Source organism: Candidatus Hydrogenedentota bacterium, from assembly GCA_016791475.1.
Classification (GTDB): Bacteria; Hydrogenedentota; Hydrogenedentia; order Hydrogenedentales; family JAEUWI01; genus JAEUWI01.
This window is the reverse complement of record JAEUWI010000016.1, coordinates 113138-129391: the sequence shown is the minus strand read 5'-3', so window position 1 is coordinate 129391 and position 16254 is coordinate 113138. Positions and strand designations below refer to the sequence as shown.

Genomic DNA, 16254 nt, shown 5'->3' with positions numbered 1-16254 from the left:
GCCGGAGCCGAGGAAGTCGTGAGTATCTACCGGCGACGCTGGTGGATAGAAACGGCGTTTCGGGATAGCAAAAACCGGGATTGGGGAATGGGACTGGACATGGTCAAATTGAAGGACTACCGCCGATACGAGCGACTTTTCTATATTGTCGCTCTGGCCTTTACTCTTCTGTCCGCACATGGTGCCCTCGCCGAAGCCGAAGGCGTAGACAAGGAGGCCAAGGCCAATACCCGAACGACACGTGTCCTCAACTTGCTACGTATTGGAATTTACTACATCAAGAGGCGTGGCCAGAAAATATCGGACGCCGTGGATGCACTCAAAATACTGGCCACCGCACAGGCTGCACCAAACTGGGGATAGCTCAGATCCTTATCCGTCCACTTGGATTGACCACCGATTCATGTGGGATAATCATGGCGCGTGTCAGATCATGAGGTGTATGCAAAGTCAAGTGGCAGTTCCTGCGCGCCGTCCAAGGAGGAGGAAATTGATTGCCTACGATATCCATGTTCTATGGCATTCTGATTCGCATGTTCTTTCACGACGCGGAAAGGCATCATTTGCCCCACATCCATGCGGACTATCAGGGCGAGGTCGCCGTGTACGCTATTGAGGATGGCAGTGTGCTGGCAGGTGCGTTGCCACCAAAGAAGCACAAGCTGGTTGTCGCCTGGATCGAGATACACCAGGAAGACTTGATGGCGGATTGGGAATTGGCCGTGAATGGTCATAATCCACTACCCATTCGAGGATTGGATCAATGAAGATTGCAAGCGTCACATCGCTGGAAAACGGCACCTTGCACGTAATTGCCGAAGATGGGCGTAGCGGCACCTTCGATGTGCGCCCCTACATGAAATCTCCCGCCTTCCTGCCGCTGCAGAAACAGGCCGAGTTCTCTCAGGTTCGCAATGGGGGCTACTACATCGAATGGCGATGCGGGGCCGATCTGTCCGCCGACACCATCGAGGCGCGCTGGGAAGAACGCGCCACTCCAGATGCCGAGCAGAGGATTTAGCGCTGACAGGCGTTGTGCAAAGTTGTGGAAAGGGACGCTGGATCATGACGGAATCCGAGCAGGACAATATAGCCCAAGTCACTTCGGCATTAGAAAGTAAAAGCCGGTACTTGCAAGCCTATAAGTCTCTACGAAACGTGGTGCGTGTACGCACCGGAACGCTAGCCGTATGCGCTATAGGGGCGGTCGGTGTGTTGGCTTACCTGTTGGCGTCGGAGAGTTTTCCGCCGAGGACGGAGATAGTGCTGGGGACAGAACGCTGGAAGCCATTTTTGGAGAGCAGCACTCACTACAGTGATTCCCTGCAGCATATGGATGATGGAAGTCTCGCATTGATATTGCATCCCGAAATAAGCGACTGGAATGCCTACCGGAACTCCGTTACGGACGAGGCCCTGCATGTCGGTTGGGTCAGGGCGGCGGATACGGAGGGCAGGTGGGTGGGGCGCCCATATCATATCCGCAGGCACGCGGGGAAATTGCTGAGGAAATACTCGGATACGGGTGGGGCGGTCCACGCCTACTTCACGCGCCAAGTGGGTCCGGACGAACCGAACTGGCTTGCTGATGAAGTCGTGGAATTGACCCATCTGGAGAAGTCGGGCGAAGTAATGTTTGTCTCGTTCTATCGTTAGGACCAGGAGTATCGCGTTGATTGGTGCCAAAGGGGGTTGGCCATTCCTTGCCGACACAAAGGGCGTGTCCACTTCTTGGTTATTTTTTCTTGGCGTCGATGGTGATCGGGTCGCCGTTCTTGATCAGCACGATGTTGTCGCCCCGCTGGGCCTCGGGGGTAATGTGGCCCACCACAAAGCCGTGGCTGCTGGCGGGGTCACCGACGTCCCCCGGCAATCTGTTCATACTCATCGTGTCGCCCAATCCAAAACCACACCATGTCGAATCCGTCCTGAACCGCCACGGCCCGATAGTGAATCCCAACCCTGACGGACCAGAACCTGCCGACCTTCTTGAAATGTAGTGAGGGATGAGCGGGATCTTGTTTGAGTAGCTCGAAGTTTTCGCCGGCAAGTCTTTGAATATCGGGGGGAAGATTGTCATGAAAGCGCCAGAACTTTGAGCTTGCACGGTGCTTCACAGGTCGCGGCACCGCCCCTCGCGGAGGTCGCGCAGGGCTTCTTCCGCCAGCGCGTCGAGCCGTCCCTTGGCTACGTCCTGCTCAAACTGATGGTCCCACGCGTCGGCGTCGAATTCCGAGAACCAGGCACGGAACGACGAGAGTTCTTCCGGGGGCAGCTTCGACACAGCCGTCTTAATCTCTTCGATGGTACTCATCGTAAAATGCCCTCTGATTGTCGAGTACATGATGTAGAAACAAGCTATCAAATTCAAGTGGGCCCACTTATCTCGGGCAAGATGGCACCGGGTTCAAATCAAGACGGGCAAACCGCGTCGTGCAGCTTGCCCGTCTTGAATAACGGAAAATGCCAGTGTCGCCTACAGCCCCAAATCCTTATCCGTCACCGCGCCTTCCGACGCCGAGGAGACAAGCTTGGCGTACTTCGCCAGCACGCCCATCTTGTAGGGAGCCTTGGGGGCCTTCCACTCGGCCTTGCGGGTCTTGATCTCGGAGGCGGGCACGTCCAGGGTGATGGTGCGCTTCTCGGCGTCGATGGTGATCTGGTCGCCGTTCTTGATCAGCGCGATCAGGCCGCCCTGCTGGGCTTCCGGGGTGATGTGACCCACCACGAAGCCGTGGCTGCCGCCGGAAAAGCGGCCGTCGGTGATGAGCGCCACGTCTTTGCCGAGGCCCTTGCCCATGACCGCCGCCGTGGGCGCGAGCATCTCGCGCATGCCGGGACCGCCCTTGGGGCCTTCATAGCGGATCACGATGACGTGACCCTTCTTGATGGTGCCGTCGAGAATGCGCTTGAGGGCCTCTTCTTCCGAGTTGAAGCACTTGGCCGTGCCCGTGAAGTGGGTGCCTTCGTTGCCGGAGATCTTGGCAACCGCGCCCTGCACCGCCAGGTTACCGTAAAGAATGACGAGGTGGCCGTCTTTCTTCTTGGGCTTGTCGAAGGGGAGAATAACTTCCTGGCCCTTGGGGTAGGGCTTAACGCCCTTGAGGTTTTCCGCGAGGGTCTTGCCGGTGACCGTGAGGCAGTCGCCGTGGAGCAGTCCGTGATCAAGGAGAATCTTCATAAGCGGCGGCAGACCACCGATTTTCACCAACTCGTTCATCATGAACTTGCCGCTCGGCTTCAGATCGGCCAACACGGGGACCTTCTTGCCGATACGGGTGAAGTCGTCCAGCTCCAGCTTGACCCCCGCCGTGTGGGCGATGGCTAGGAGGTGGAGCACGGCGTTGGTGGAGCCACCCAGGGCCGTGACGACGGCGATGGCGTTCTCGAAGGCCTTCTTCGTGAGGATATCGCGCGGGCGGATGTTGTTCTTGATGCAATGGACAACCGCGGCGCCGGCTTCGCGGCAGTCTTTCGCCTTGTCCTTGGAGATGGCGGCCTGGGCGGAGCTGTTGGGCAGGCTGAGGCCCAGGGCTTCAATGGCGGAGGCCATGGTGTTGGCCGTGTACATGCCGCCGCAGGAACCGGGGCCGGGAATGGCGCACTTCTCGATTTCCTTCAGGCCCGCATCGTCCAGGCGTCCGTTGGCGTGCTCGCCCACGGCCTCAAACACCGAAACGATGTCCACCGGCTTGCCATGGTGATCGCCCGGCATGATGGTGCCGCCATAGACGAAGACGGAGGGGCGATTCATCCGCGCCATGGCCATTACGCAACCGGGCATGTTCTTGTCGCAGCCGCCGATGGTCACGTAGCCGTCCAGGTTCTCGCAACCCACGACCGTCTCAATGGAGTCGGCGATGACCTCGCGGGAGACGAGGGAGTACTTCATGCCCTCGGTGCCCATGGATATGCCGTCGGAAATGGTGATGGTATTAAAGATGATGCCCTTGCCGCCCGCCTGGTTCACACCCAGCTCCGCCTCCCGCGCCAGCACGTCGATGTGCATGTTGCAGGGCGTCACCATGCTCCAGGTGGAGGCGATACCGATCATGTTTTTCTTGAAGTCCGCATCGCCGAAGCCCACGGCCCGCAGCATCGATCGGCTCGGCGCGCGCTCGGGGGATTCGGATATCTGCTTCGAAAACTGGCGATCCGCGTCGGACGCCTTTCCGCCTTTGGGCATGACTTCTCTCCTTCGATGGTCCTGATGGGTGATGGCGTGCTCTAAGGTTCCCAAGGTATGCGCACGCCAAAGCGGGGATTATACGCCGCAAATGCCGCATGGGGCAAAATAGTTGATAGTGGACAATTGACAATGGACAATTGACAACGGGAATCAGTTCATCGGTCCTATCCCACAGATCGGTCTGATCCGTCCGACAGCGGGGCTCGGGAACTTTCGCTAAGGTTAGAGCATCTACCCCGCAGGCAATCAACCTTTCCGATTCACCTGGAGGCGCCCCCGTTGAAAATTTCGCTTACCCGATGGATGGCCTTGCTGGGGTCGAGCCTCGCGTTCGCGCAGGGCTGCGCCCATATGGAGCGCGCCGAGTACGACCCCTGCGCGCGTCAAGCGGAACGCCGCAACAAAAACGCGGGTGTGCAAATAATATCCTGTCGGCTGTTCCATATCCCCTTTCGCGCGCAGATCCTGGACGCGGGCTCTGGTGAGCCCATCGCCTCCGCAGCCGCGGTAAATTGCACAAACGTGCTGGGTGAAGCCGCCGATGACGGCCCCGTGGTTGCCATGTCGACTGACAGCGGATTGATCGAGGGCGAAGTCGACACCTTCACTGACGTCGGCAATCCCTGGAATAACGAGTGCTTTCGCCACAGCTTTCGGGGTATCCTCGTCGAAATCTGTAAAGACGGCTATAGCGCCTATCGCGGGTATGTCCCCTTGCCCCCTGCGGAGGGCGACGTTGCGGAACTGGGCGTAATTCGGCTGGAAGCGAAGCAGGAGCGAACTAAATGAAAGCATCTCGGGCCACCGGAGTTTGGACACGCATAGGAACCGATCAGGATGGCTCGTTGGGCGAGCGCTTCCGCCCCCCACGCAAGACGGGCCTCCGCACCATCCTGGTCTTCAGTGCCTGCATTGCCATGGCTCTCGCCGGGTCGGGCTGTGCGATGTTCATGATCCGTTGTTCAAAAGTCTTCGTCCCTTTTACTGCGCGGGCGGTGGATGAACAAACGGGTCAACCCATAGCCGGGGCGGCGATCTACAGCGGTGAATTCGCCACAAGGGATCCCATGCTTTCCGACCGCGTGGTCGCGGAAGCGACTCCGGATGGCCGCATTTCCGGAACCGCCTCGACGTTCATTCACACCGACGACCCCTATTCCCCAAAGTATCGCGAGAAGTTCCGGCCTATTCGGGTCGTCATTACGGCACCGGGCTATGCCCCCCGACCGCTTTATGTCTCCATCCCCAAAAGTAATGACTTAGCGGTCGAGTTTGGCGATGTCGCCCTCAAACCCGTTGCCGAATCCACCCAGTTCGACGCAAAGCGCCTCGACTTCACCGTCGCCGGCGCACCCGCCTTCGTCATCATCCCGCCGGGCAAGGAATTCGGCGGCTACCATCCCTGGCTGTGGTACGCGCCCACCTTCATCGGCGGACTTCCCGGCGATCGGCACACACAGTACTTCAAGCCCCTGCTCGATGCGGGTTTCTACATCGCGGGCGTGGAGGTGGGTGAGTCTTTCGGCAGTCCCAAGGGCACGGAGACCTATCAGGCCTTCAACGAATACGTCGTGGACACCTTCCAGCTCTCCCCGAAGGCCACCCTCCTCCCCCAGAGCCGGGGCGGACTCATGCTCTACAACTGGGCGGTGGAGCACCCGGAGTCGGTCGCCTGCGTCGCGGGGATCTACACGGTTTGCAGCTTCACCAGCTACCCCGGCGTGGACAAGGCGGCCCCGGCCTATGAGATGACGCCCGAGGCGCTCCAGGCCGCTTTGAAAGACCACGACCCCATCGAGCGCCTCGAGCCCCTCGCCAAGGCAAAGGTGCCCATCTTCCACATCCACGGCGACGCGGACACCGTCGTTCCCCTGGAGCGCAACGCGGGTGAACTCGTAGAGCGCTACAAGAAGCTCGGCGGCCCCGCCACCCTCAAGATCGTGCCCGGCAAGGGCCACGCGGAAATCGACGAGTTTTTTACCGACCCTGATTTTCTGGCATTCCTTTTGGAGAAGGGCAATCCGACCCCTGAGCGTTAGACAGTGACGGGGTACGTGCCACACGATCTCGCCTAAGCGAGTTCGAGTGCGTTGAGCCTTGCCCTCTGTCTGCGGTCAAAGTGGGATTGGACCTACCCTCTCACAACTCGGGGACAATATACTGCGGGCTCAAAAGTACCGCTCCGCGTCACGCAACTGACCCCGGATCCCCTCCCTCACCACACTCGAACTCGCCTTTCGGCGAGATCGTGTGGCACGACTTGAATCGACATCGCGTTGCGCCCAAAGCAAAAAGCGCTACTCTCATTTCCAAAAAATTCGGCACACCCCGGCCTTGGCGCGATCCTTGCTTCGGACTCCTAGCTCCGTGGGTGTCACGGGTTCCCTGCAGTCGGGAATCCATCCGGAGTTAATGGCGCAAGGAGTACCGATATCATGGCAACCATGACCGCAGCTTTACCCGAACTTGAAACCCTGTGGCTGTCCGCCCCCAAAGCGACCCTTCGGATGGTGATGCTGATTGGCGCGCCCGGCGTGGGCAAATCCACCGTGGCCGAAGCCCTTTCCAGGCAGTGTCCGCTGCAGAATGTCGTGCTCGATGGCGACAGCCTGGCCCATACCTGGCCCGGCGGCATGGATCGCAAACGGTTGGACCTCGTCGAGCGTAATTTGCTCCACTGTGCCGAAGGCTACCGTATATGGGGGGCCCAGTACTGCTTCTGTAGCTGGGTTGTGGCCCATCAGCAGCGCCTGGACATGCTGGGCAAGCGCATGCGCGCCAAAGGCATCCACCTCCGCGTGGTCGCACTGGATGCGCCCGTTGGCGTGCTCGTCGACCGCATGATGGCCCGGCCCCAGCCGAGATTCGCCCCCACCGACGAAAACATCGACTACCTGAGCAGCCTGAGCAAGCGCATTCGCAACCTCCACCACTGCGAAATTGTGGATACGACGGGAAAGCACTTTTCATCCGTGGCGAATGATATCACCGCGCGCGTCAAAGAGCGGTCCTTCTGGACGCTCTGAGACAGGCCAACGAGCCTACGACTGTGTAGCCCAGACAACTCCCGAACCTACCGCGCGGTATCCTCTAACAAACGCGCGCGGGTAGCACTGGGTTCCTTCAGGTGCATATCCAGCCATCCGTACATAAGCTCTCTCGCATCATAGGGAGCCCCATGGCCATGTCCATGGAAGTAGAAGGCGTGCATCTCCGGCGCGCCGACCACTTCATAGACCCTGGCCACGCTTAGCATCATCAAAACGCGCTGACGCTGGGTGCCCCCATCGCCATCGTTCAGCCCCGCGATATGCAGGAAAGGTCGGGGCGCGGCCAGGGCCGCCATGTGATGAAAATCGATGGGCGGCAGTTCGTTGTTCAGCAGCCCCGGCCGGATGTGCTTGAAGTAGGTGTACCACTGATCCCGTGACCACGACAGCACCTTCGCATTGTGCCGAAAGGTCGGCGCGGGGCAATTGGATACCGCGACTTTGATCCGGTCGTCATAGGCCGTCAGGAAAATCGCCCCCTGTCCCCCGAGGGAATGGCCGATGACGCCAATACGATCCGTGTCCACCTCGGGCAGCGTTTCCAGCACGTCAATGGCAATGCTGTGCTCATAGGTGAACTTTCCCGCCGCCGTCCACTCGGGATGTTTCTCGTGAAAGGCCGTGGTGTCGTAGGCGCCGGCCGGGGGTATTCGATGGCCCGCCACGAAATGATCGGGGGCAACCGTGATATATCCCCGACGGCTCAGATGATCGAGCTGGGCATAGTCCGGGTTGCCCTCCAGCCCCGCCGCCTCCCGCGCACCATTGTCGTAAGTCTGGTGGAGCACCACCACCGCGGGCAGCTTCCCCGGCACATTGAGTGGAATCCCCAGATACGCGTGGGCCCGTTCGCCCTCCTCCACGGCATAGCTGATGAGCTTGCGCGTGTAGACCCCATCCACCTCGACCGACTCATGGATCTGAAGGTCCAGCGGCGGCTTCTCGGGTTTGTACTGATCCCGCAGGAGGTCGAGGAATTGCTCTTTGATCGCCGGACGCCGCGCCTCCCAGTCTTCCCTTGTCTTCAGGCCCTCGGTGAGATCGTCCCACGACGACACGACGGGCGGCACCTCCATAAGCGGATTCGACGCGGGCTGGGCGGGGGTGGTACACGTAACTATCAATACAAGAAGCAGTAGCGCCCAATCCGAACTTCTTAACATCGCTGCAAATCTCCCTTCTGCGACTTCAATCTTGATCCTTGGCTTCCTTATTGCCGTAAGGATCCGTGCCTTTCCGCGGTCAAGCTTTTTCGGGACCACGGAAAGGCACGGAACTTCACGGAAATAAGGAAGAGCGGAGGTCGGTCGACAGATTGGGCATCATTGTTGATTAACATCCCCCGCCCGCTGTTCCAATGCCCCGCCCAGACGCCGGTCCATCGCGCGATAACGCCGCCAACCGACGATCATGACCACGACTGCGACAACCACAAAACCGGCGCCCGCAAGCACGACCCACCGGGACTCGAAGAACTTCATGGCGGACCCGCCCGTAATCACCAGCGCGATGGATGTGCGGCCATAGGCCAACAGGGTTCGCTCGTTGGCCAGCTCCGTGCGGTCAATCGCCAGATAATCGTTGAGCGAGAGCTTCTGCCCGCGAAACCGCTCATAGGGATTGTGTTCCATGGTGTGATCTTCTCCGGGAATTCCACAAGGCGACCGCCGCCGATACCAGTATAGCCGCCTCGGCCCCTTTTGGGAACAGGCGCCGCGAATCTGGACTCCCCCTCCAAAACCGTATTCCCGCAACTTGAACCGGGGCGGGATTATGGGTACTATCCTTTCCCTGTGTATATCGGGTCAATCCAGGTCTGCTCGTGCTGCGTGTTGGCAGATCGTTTAACTTCAGCTTCCGCATTCATCGGGAACAACAGCAGGGAAAGGTAGCAATATGAGTGGAGAGCAAACAGCCGGCATTGAAGCGCACCAGAAGCGTTTATTCTGGGGCTGCTTCATCGCGTTGATCGCCACGGCCTTCGGTTTCGTCGTCCGATCCATGGTCATCAATGACTGGGGCACCGAGTTTGGACTCACGGAAACCCAGAAGGGTGAGATTTTTGGTGTGGGCCTCTGGCCCTTTGCCCTGAGCATCATCCTGTTCAGTCTGGTGATTGATCGAATCGGCTATGGCCGGGCCATGGCATTTGCCTTTGCCTGCCACGTAATTTCCGCCGTCCTGACCATTTTCGCCACGGGATACTGGATGCTTTACATTGCCACATTCATCGTGGCCCTGGGCAACGGCGCCGTGGAAGCCGTGATTAACCCTGTTGTGGCCACCATGTTCCGAAACGAAAAGACCAAGTGGCTCAACATCCTCCACGCGGGCTGGCCGGGCGGCATGGTGATCGGCGGTGTCATGGCCATCGCGCTGGGCGCGGACGCGGACTGGCAGATCAAGGTAGGTCTCATTCTGATCCCCACGGCCATCTATGCCGTGATGCTCTTCGGACAAAAGTTTCCTGTTCACGAGCGTGTGGAATCGGGTGTATCGTACCTCGCCATGCTCAAGGAAGTGGGCATCATCGGTGCCTTTATCGTCGTCTCCCTCATGACCGCCGAAGTCGGGCGCGTGTTCTCCTTCCCGCTTGTGCTGGAACTCGCCATTATTGTGGCCCTGACCGGCATTTACGGTTTCTACGTCAAATCCCTTGGCAAGCCCCTCTTCATTTTCATGCTGCTGGTCATGATGCCGCTGGCAACGACGGAACTGGGCACCGATAGCTGGATCACGCCGCTCATGGAACCGGAGATGAACAAGCTCGGCTTCCAGCCGCTCTGGGTGCTCATCTACACCTCGTTCATCATGATGTTGCTCCGCTTCTGCGCCGGTTCTATCGTTCACAAGCTCTCCCCCCTGGGTCTGCTGGCGGGTAGCGCGGTGATCGCGGCATGTGGCCTGGTGTTCCTTTCCCAGGCGACCGGGGTTGTCATTCTGGCCGCCGCTACACTCTATGCCTTCGGCAAAACCTTCTTCTGGCCCACCATGCTCGGTGTGGCCGCCGAACAGTTCCCCAAGGGCGGTGCCCTCACGCTGAATACCCTGGGTGGCGTGGGCATGCTCGCTGTCGGTATCGTCGGTGCGCCATTCCTCGGGTACATTCAGGATACGTCCGTGGCGACAGTCCTGGAAAAGGAAAGTCCTGCAATCTATCAGCAGTACACCTCGCCCAAGCCCACGATCTTCGGTCAGATCACGGCGCTCGATCCGGAAAAGGAAAAGGCCGCTCCCGAGGCGGACACCGCCACCATTACGACGGTAAAGACGAACGCTACGAAGGGCGCCCTCAAGACGGTGGCGATCTTCCCCTGCATCATGTTTGTCTGCTTTATAATTCTCATCGTTTACTTCAAGTCCAAGGGCGGATATAAGGTGGCTCACATAGACCACTGATCATCCGCGCTAACCTGAGTCAGTTCATCCCGTGCCCGCTTCGGCGGACACGGGATTTTTTTGTGTGTGGACGGACCCACGCACACCACTTCTGCGAACGCGGGCCACTGGGTGACTTCCCGGCACCCGTTCATTGCATCAGTGACGCAAAAGCGCGTGCCTGTCCCAGGGGATGGGTGGGGCGACCCGGACATGACGCGCGTCACCTTTCCAACATCCACTGGGACATGCCGCCGCGTTGGCGAAAGCTTCGTTGGGCGGGGCTAGGGACGTGCGCTGGACGAGCGACTGGCTACGTCGAGGACCCGTGCGGCGGTACGTCCCCCGTGGTTTGTCCCCAGGCCGTGCTTCGTGCGACAATTACGCCATCGATAGCTAATTGCGCCACCCCAGGACCCTCCCACGTGCGTAGACTTATTCTAATTGTTGCCTTGACCCCCCTCGTCGCCGCCACCGCCTTCGCCGGATGGTGGCTACTGCTTGATGGCCGCGCCGCCGCCGTACGGACCGACCTCGTGCGCATGCCGGAGGAGTGGGGTTCCCCGCCCAAAGGCTACCCCACCGAAAACGCCCTGATGGCCGCGTATGCGATGGGCCGACTCCAACTACTGAACCTGGAATCCCCGCCGCCGCTGCCGGATTCCGTGATAGCGGAACTGGACGTGGAGTACGGCCGGGAGGGTGACATCCCCCTGTTGCTCGACGTCTACCGCCCGAAAAACATCACGACGCCCCGTCCGGCGATTGTGTTCATTCACGGCGGCGGCTGGGTCAAAGGAAGCCGCAAGGACTACACCATCTATGCCCAGCAGTTCGCCGAATGGGGCTATGTGGCGGCGACCATCGGCTATCGCTTCAGCGACGTGGCCAAGTTCCCCGGCTGCGTGAGCGATTCCAAATGCGCCATTCGCTGGCTCCGGGCCAATGCGGAGCGCCTGGGCATCAACCCCGACCAGATTGCGGCGGCGGGCGGTTCGGGTGGCGGATACCTCGCCATGATGCTGGGCTACACGGGCAACGTCGCAGCGCTGGAAGGCACCGGCGGCAATCCCGCTGTCAGCAGTGCAATTCAAGCCGTGGTCAATCTCTATGGCCCCACGGACTTTACCGCACCTGTGGCCCAGGAGCATGTGAGCGTTGTCGGCCTCATGGGCGTGCCCTATTCGAAGGCTCCCGACAAGTACCGGGACGCATCTCCCCTCCATCAACTGGATGCCTCGGATCCGCCCACCTTCATCATTCAGGGCACCCTCGATTCAATCGTCCCTTCGGAGCAGGCGGACCTGCTTGCGGAGAAACTTCAGGCCCTGAAGGCGGACTACTGGTACGATTGCTACCCCGGCTGGCCCCACACGATGGACGTGGCCATTCCGGTAACCAACCGGGTTCAACCAACGATCCGCGCCTTTCTCGAACACGTCTTCGGGAAACCCGAAGGCGCCTGAGTGGGTCCGAACGTTCACGGAATGTACCGTGGTAATGCAAGTGTCGCGACCAGGAGTGTAAATTGGCCTTGCCTGGATTGAAGGCGGGAACGCAAGGCGCGTGGCGATTCCTTCTCTCTTCTTTTCTTCGTGGCCTTCGTGGTGAAGTATTTGATCGCGGTCAACGGCAGCGTCAAACCCTCCCGTGGTATCCGCTCTTGTCCTGTTGATTTGTACGGATAATGCGTCAGTTCGCTGCAACTTAGCGTTATAACCCTATCGGAATATTCCATGTTCAGAATTCTGCTCCGCTCGATTGCCGGTCTCCTGCTCCTCGCTCTTCTGTCGGGCGCCTACTGGCTTTTCATCCACACCGGCCCGCCGGCGAAGCGCCCCGACCTGGTGCGCGTGCCTGAGTCCCTCGGCCCGCCGCCGAAAGGCTTCCTCTCCGAGGGCATGCTCTATGCCGCCTTCGCCCTTCAGGAAATGGGCTGGTATAAGCTGGACACGCTGGACGAAGATGCGCCGATCCCGGTGCCCGCGGGCGTCAAGGAGCAGATCAACATTCCCTATGGCACGGGGGGCGGAACGCCGCTTGAACTGGATCTCTATACGCCCGAGAACCTCACGGGCCCGGTGCCCGGTATCATCTTTATTCACGGCGGCGGATGGCGCAGCGGCAAGCGCCAGGACTATAAGTTTTACACCACGCGCTTCGCGGCCCATGGCTATGTGGTGGCCACCGTGAGCTACCGGCTCCGGGAGGCGGGCTATTTCCCCAACTGCGTGGAAGATGTGAAGTGTGCCGTGCGCTGGATGCGGGCCAATGCGGCCCAACTCAATGTTGATCCAAACCGAATCGCCGTCATCGGCGGCTCTGCGGGAGGCCACCTCTCCATGATGGTCGGTTACAGTTCCGACGTGGCCGAATTTGAAGGCCAGGGCGGCAACCCGGGCGTCAGCAGCGCGGTCCAGGCCGTCATTGACATCTACGGCCCCGCCGATTTCACCATGCCGGCCAACCGCGACCATCCCCTGTTGACCGGCTTCATGCAGGGCACCTACGAGGAGGTCCCCGAGAAGTTCGTGAAGGGCTCCCCCATCACCTATCTTGATCCGAGCGACCCGCCCACGCTGATCATACACGGCACCATTGATACCCTCGTGCCCGTGGAGCAGTCCGACCTTCTGGCGGAGAAATTCCAGGAACTGGGCATGACCTACTGGTACGACCGCATCGACGGCTGGCCCCACGCCATGGATATTGCCAACCCGGTCAACCAGCGCGTGGAGCAGGTCGCCATTGCCTTCCTGAAGGAGGTCTTCGGCCCACCGGTGAAGACGGCGCGGGCGACAAGCGCCCCCTGAGCCGGGGGCGGCTTCGAGTCGCCGCTCGCCTCAAAAGGGGAACGGGGACACTTCAGGGTGCGTAGCTGATTGCGTTTTTCCCCATGGCCTTGGCGGCGTAGAGCGCTTTGTCCGCCGCCTCAATCAGGTCGCCGGAATTCATTCCCGCCTTGAACTCCGACACGCCAATGCTCATGGTCGTGCCAAAACGTTCCACCTTGGCAAACTCGCTCTGCATGCGCTCGGCAACCACCGTGAAACCCGACGGCGAGAAATTGTGCAGCAACACGGCAAATTCGTCGCCGCCACAGCGAAAGCCTTCGTCATAGGCGGTGATGCGGATGCTTTTCTTGATCACATCGCCCACGCTCTTGAGCAGGGTATCGCCCGTCTGGTGCCCGTTGGTGTCGTTACAGCGCTTGAAGTTGTCCAGATCGATCATGAGCAGGGCCAGTGGCGCGCCTTTTTCCGCGGCGCTGGCCACCGCCCATTCAATGCGATTGGTAAAGGAACGCTTGTTGTACAGACCCGTCAGCGCATCCTTTTGCGCGGCCTCCGCCAGCTTGCGGTCCACTTCCTGCTTCTCGGTGATGTCCTTAAAGGCCAGGAAGGCAAACTGCTCGCTGTCGGCGTGAACCATGGTCACCGTCACATCGAAGTGAAGGCAGTGATCGGCCACATGACGCACGGGCAGATCGCCCATGGTGCCTTTGCCGCTCCGGCTGCACACGCCCATCCAGAGTTCGAAACGCTCGCGATCAGCGGTCTCCAGGGCCTCCGAAAAGACCCGCCCCACCAGCTCCTTCTTGTCCACGCCCAGCAATGTGCAGTAGGCTTCGTTGACGTCTTCGATAAGCAGGCGATCCATGTTGAGCAGGAGCTTCCCGTCCATGCTCAAATCGAAAAGACTGCGATATTTCTTATGTGCGACGACCAAGTCATGGCGCAGGTGGCGCTCCCGCAGCACCCGAATCAGTTTGGCCTCCAGCTCGGCGGGCAGGAAAGGTTTGTTCAGGAAATCCTTTGCGCCCCGCTGAATGACCTCCACATAGGGGAAGTCGCCGGGATAACCCGTCATGACAAGGATATCCACCTCGGGGCAGGCTAAGATCGCCTTCTCAATCAATTCAAGGCCGTGGGTGCCGGGCATCTTCATATCGGTCACGAATACATCGTAGGGCGCGGCCTGAAGCAAGGTCAGCGCTTCGTCCCCCGTATGGGTGGTATCGATGTGGCAGCCGAACGCGTCGCGCACGACACGCTCAATCAAGGTTACGACGCTCTCCTGGTCGTCCGTTATGAGTATGCGGGCCTCCCGAAACCGCTCTGTCTCTGTCGCCAAGTTTCCAATGCTCCGATGCCCGCGCTAGGGGGCGTTCTACGCTGCCGACGGGTTCCCAACGTCGGCTACGTCCAAATCGGGGGTGGGTCAGGGAACCCGAATCACGGTGATATCCGGGGAGGCATCGCCCCGGACGTAACGTACCAATATCGACTTGCCCGAACCCGCCCGCTCCCCGGCGAGGCGCCGGAACGCTTCCACGGACGAAACGGGCATCTGGGCAACTTCCGTTATCCGGTCGCCCGCGGCGAGGCCTGCCTCTTCCGCCGGACTGCCGGCTTTGACCTCGGTCACCAGCAGTCCCCCTTCGGTCTCGGGCAGGTTCAACTGCTTTCGGATTTCCGGCCCAATTTCCTGGAGCTGCATGCCCAGCACGGGAGCTTCCTGTTGCGGCGACTCCGCAGCGCTCTTCCATTCTTCGAGCACGGTCTGTATCTCGATGCTCTCTTCCTTGCGCCAGATTTCGATCATCACGGTGTCGCCCGGGGGAATCGCGGAAATCTTTCGGATCAGCTCCGCGGCGTCCAGGATGGGCTCCCCATTCACCTTGCGGATGACGTCATACACCTGGATACCATCCCGAAAAGCGGGTGTGTCCGGTTGGACCTCCTCCACCACCGCGCCGAACTCGTCGGGTAGTCCGAGCACCTCGGACACACTGCCCTTCGCGTCGTCGATGTGCACCCCCAGGAATCCACGGGTCACTTTGCCGTCCGCAATCAGATCGGGGACGATATTCTTCACCTCGTTGACGGGGATGGCGAATCCAATGGAGTTTGCACCCCAGATGATGGCCATGTTGATGCCGATTACTTCGCCGTCGATATTGCACAGCGGGCCGCCGCTGTTGCCCAGATTGATCGCCGCATCGGTCTGGATCAGGTTCTGGAAGCGGATTCCCTGGGCTTGCAGCCCCCAGAGATTGTTCCGGCCCAGCGCACTGATGTGGCCGAATGAGAGGGAGCCTTCGAAGCCGCGGGGACTCCCCATGGCGATGGCAAATTGTCCCACCTTCAGCGCGCTGGAATCGCCCAGCCGCGCGAGCGTCAGCACTTCGTCGGTTTCAATCTTGATAACCGCCAGATCCGTGTCGGGATCGGTCCCCACCACTTTCGCTTCATAGCGCTTGCCGCTGGACAGGAGCACCTCGATCTTCGCGGCATCGGCTATGACGTGATTGTTGGTGACGATATGCCCTTCCGAATCGTAGATGAAGCCGCTTCCCGTTGCGCGGGGCGTCTCCTCCGGCTGGCCTTCGTCCTGCTCGGGCACCGGCAATCCAAAGAACTGGTGCAGTTCATCCAGACCCTGGTTGCCCGCTTCCACCACCGCGCCCTGCACCTCTATCGAGACGACACAGGGCCGGACCTCCTCATGCAAGCGCACGAAGCTGTCCTCAATCTCGCGCAGGATCGGGCTGCGCGCGCCGGCGGGCATGAGCGCAATGGCAATCACCACCACCCACGAGAGGGGCCGGGCCAATCGGAACATCAGTCGTTCTCC

General features: G+C 60.0%; 17 protein-coding genes. 10 read left to right on the top strand and 7 right to left on the bottom strand.

All coding sequences use genetic code 11. The annotated features are described in order from the left end of the window. The 4 genes from JNK74_10955 to JNK74_10940 form a co-directional block, all read left to right on the top strand. The coding region (locus JNK74_10955) for a transposase (GenBank protein MBL7646696.1) at positions 1 to 363 on the top strand (363 nt) is incomplete at its 5' end. Positions 364 to 509: 146 nt separating this feature from the next. Beyond that, positions 510 to 767, top strand: a complete 258-nt coding sequence (locus JNK74_10950) for a DUF4160 domain-containing protein (protein ID MBL7646695.1) — start codon at positions 510 to 512, stop codon at positions 765 to 767. Next, complete coding sequence (locus tag JNK74_10945; protein ID MBL7646694.1) at positions 764 to 1021, top strand: DUF2442 domain-containing protein; 258 nt, start codon at positions 764 to 766, stop codon at positions 1019 to 1021. The genes JNK74_10950 and JNK74_10945 overlap by 4 nt, the downstream gene beginning before the upstream one ends. 44 nt (positions 1022 to 1065) lie before the next feature. Next, complete coding sequence (locus JNK74_10940; protein ID MBL7646693.1) at positions 1066 to 1656, top strand: hypothetical protein; 591 nt, start codon at positions 1066 to 1068, stop codon at positions 1654 to 1656. A 79-nt stretch (positions 1657 to 1735) separates the two neighbouring features. On the opposite strand, the gene JNK74_10935 is transcribed toward JNK74_10940, so the two are convergent. The 3 genes from JNK74_10935 to ilvD all read right to left on the bottom strand — a co-directional run bounded on the left by JNK74_10935 (position 1736) and on the right by ilvD (position 4186). After that, entirely contained in the window at positions 1736 to 1888 is a 153-nt protein-coding gene (locus JNK74_10935; protein ID MBL7646692.1) for a dihydroxy-acid dehydratase, read from the bottom strand. A gap of 225 nt (positions 1889 to 2113) precedes the next feature. Next, the gene (locus JNK74_10930; protein ID MBL7646691.1) at positions 2114 to 2314 is read right to left on the bottom strand and encodes a hypothetical protein; all 201 of its coding nucleotides are present in this window, start codon (positions 2312 to 2314) and stop codon (positions 2114 to 2116) included. A 162-nt stretch (positions 2315 to 2476) separates the two neighbouring features. Then, complete coding sequence (ilvD, locus tag JNK74_10925; GenBank protein ID MBL7646690.1) at positions 2477 to 4186, bottom strand: dihydroxy-acid dehydratase; 1710 nt, start codon at positions 4184 to 4186, stop codon at positions 2477 to 2479. Between the two features lie 282 nt (positions 4187 to 4468). Here ilvD and JNK74_10920 point away from each other — a divergent pair, with 282 nt between their 5' ends. From JNK74_10920 to JNK74_10910, 3 genes are all read left to right on the top strand, one after another. Then, positions 4469 to 4978, top strand: coding sequence for a hypothetical protein (locus tag JNK74_10920; GenBank protein ID MBL7646689.1), 510 nt, complete (start codon positions 4469 to 4471; stop codon positions 4976 to 4978). Beyond that, complete coding sequence (locus tag JNK74_10915) at positions 4975 to 6228, top strand: prolyl oligopeptidase family serine peptidase (GenBank protein MBL7646688.1); 1254 nt, start codon at positions 4975 to 4977, stop codon at positions 6226 to 6228. The genes JNK74_10920 and JNK74_10915 overlap by 4 nt, the downstream gene beginning before the upstream one ends. Before the next feature lie 396 nt (positions 6229 to 6624). Next, the gene (locus JNK74_10910) at positions 6625 to 7215 is read left to right on the top strand and encodes an AAA family ATPase (protein MBL7646687.1); all 591 of its coding nucleotides are present in this window, start codon (positions 6625 to 6627) and stop codon (positions 7213 to 7215) included. 47 nt (positions 7216 to 7262) lie between these two features. Here the strand turns inward: JNK74_10910 and JNK74_10905 are convergent, their stop codons facing one another. Both JNK74_10905 and JNK74_10900 read right to left on the bottom strand, forming a co-directional pair. Continuing rightward, positions 7263 to 8402, bottom strand: coding sequence for a dienelactone hydrolase family protein (locus JNK74_10905; GenBank protein ID MBL7646686.1), 1140 nt, complete (start codon positions 8400 to 8402; stop codon positions 7263 to 7265). 159 nt (positions 8403 to 8561) lie between these two features. Next, entirely contained in the window at positions 8562 to 8870 is a 309-nt protein-coding gene (locus tag JNK74_10900; protein ID MBL7646685.1) for a DUF202 domain-containing protein, read from the bottom strand. 265 nt (positions 8871 to 9135) lie between these two features. Here JNK74_10900 and JNK74_10895 point away from each other — a divergent pair, with 265 nt between their 5' ends. The 3 genes from JNK74_10895 to JNK74_10885 all read left to right on the top strand — a co-directional run bounded on the left by JNK74_10895 (position 9136) and on the right by JNK74_10885 (position 13430). After that, complete coding sequence (locus tag JNK74_10895; protein MBL7646684.1) at positions 9136 to 10638, top strand: MFS transporter; 1503 nt, start codon at positions 9136 to 9138, stop codon at positions 10636 to 10638. Between the two features lie 404 nt (positions 10639 to 11042). Next, positions 11043 to 12083, top strand: a complete 1041-nt coding sequence (locus tag JNK74_10890) for an alpha/beta hydrolase (protein MBL7646683.1) — start codon at positions 11043 to 11045, stop codon at positions 12081 to 12083. A gap of 270 nt (positions 12084 to 12353) precedes the next feature. Further along, positions 12354 to 13430 carry an alpha/beta hydrolase gene (locus tag JNK74_10885; protein ID MBL7646682.1) on the top strand — a complete coding sequence of 359 codons (1077 nt, stop codon included), beginning with the start codon at positions 12354 to 12356 and terminating at the stop codon, positions 13428 to 13430. Between the two features lie 52 nt (positions 13431 to 13482). On the opposite strand, the gene JNK74_10880 is transcribed toward JNK74_10885, so the two are convergent. Continuing rightward, a complete protein-coding gene (locus JNK74_10880) occupies positions 13483 to 14751 on the bottom strand; it encodes a diguanylate cyclase (GenBank protein MBL7646681.1) in 1269 nt (422 codons plus the stop codon). A gap of 87 nt (positions 14752 to 14838) precedes the next feature. Beyond that, positions 14839 to 16242 carry a trypsin-like peptidase domain-containing protein gene (locus JNK74_10875; protein MBL7646680.1) on the bottom strand — a complete coding sequence of 468 codons (1404 nt, stop codon included), beginning with the start codon at positions 16240 to 16242 and terminating at the stop codon, positions 14839 to 14841. Between the last annotated feature and the right edge of the window lie 12 nt (positions 16243 to 16254).

Bases quoted from the DNA above. Each gene is read 5' to 3' on its own strand.
- JNK74_10950 (MBL7646695.1), top strand. From the start codon at position 510: ATGTTCTATGGCATTCTGATTCGCATGTTCTTTCACGACGCGGAAAGG.
- JNK74_10945 (MBL7646694.1), top strand. From the start codon at position 764: ATGAAGATTGCAAGCGTCACATCGCTGGAAAACGGCACCTTGCACGTA.
- JNK74_10940 (MBL7646693.1), top strand. From the start codon at position 1,066: ATGACGGAATCCGAGCAGGACAATATAGCCCAAGTCACTTCGGCATTA.
- JNK74_10935 (MBL7646692.1), bottom strand. From the start codon at position 1,888: ATGAGTATGAACAGATTGCCGGGGGACGTCGGTGACCCCGCCAGCAGC.
- JNK74_10930 (MBL7646691.1), bottom strand. From the start codon at position 2,314: ATGAGTACCATCGAAGAGATTAAGACGGCTGTGTCGAAGCTGCCCCCG.
- ilvD (MBL7646690.1), bottom strand. From the start codon at position 4,186: ATGCCCAAAGGCGGAAAGGCGTCCGACGCGGATCGCCAGTTTTCGAAG.
- JNK74_10915 (MBL7646688.1), top strand. From the start codon at position 4,975: ATGAAAGCATCTCGGGCCACCGGAGTTTGGACACGCATAGGAACCGAT.
- JNK74_10910 (MBL7646687.1), top strand. From the start codon at position 6,625: ATGGCAACCATGACCGCAGCTTTACCCGAACTTGAAACCCTGTGGCTG.
- JNK74_10905 (MBL7646686.1), bottom strand. From the start codon at position 8,402: ATGTTAAGAAGTTCGGATTGGGCGCTACTGCTTCTTGTATTGATAGTT.
- JNK74_10900 (MBL7646685.1), bottom strand. From the start codon at position 8,870: ATGGAACACAATCCCTATGAGCGGTTTCGCGGGCAGAAGCTCTCGCTC.
- JNK74_10895 (MBL7646684.1), top strand. From the start codon at position 9,136: ATGAGTGGAGAGCAAACAGCCGGCATTGAAGCGCACCAGAAGCGTTTA.
- JNK74_10885 (MBL7646682.1), top strand. From the start codon at position 12,354: ATGTTCAGAATTCTGCTCCGCTCGATTGCCGGTCTCCTGCTCCTCGCT.
- JNK74_10875 (MBL7646680.1), bottom strand. From the start codon at position 16,242: ATGTTCCGATTGGCCCGGCCCCTCTCGTGGGTGGTGGTGATTGCCATT.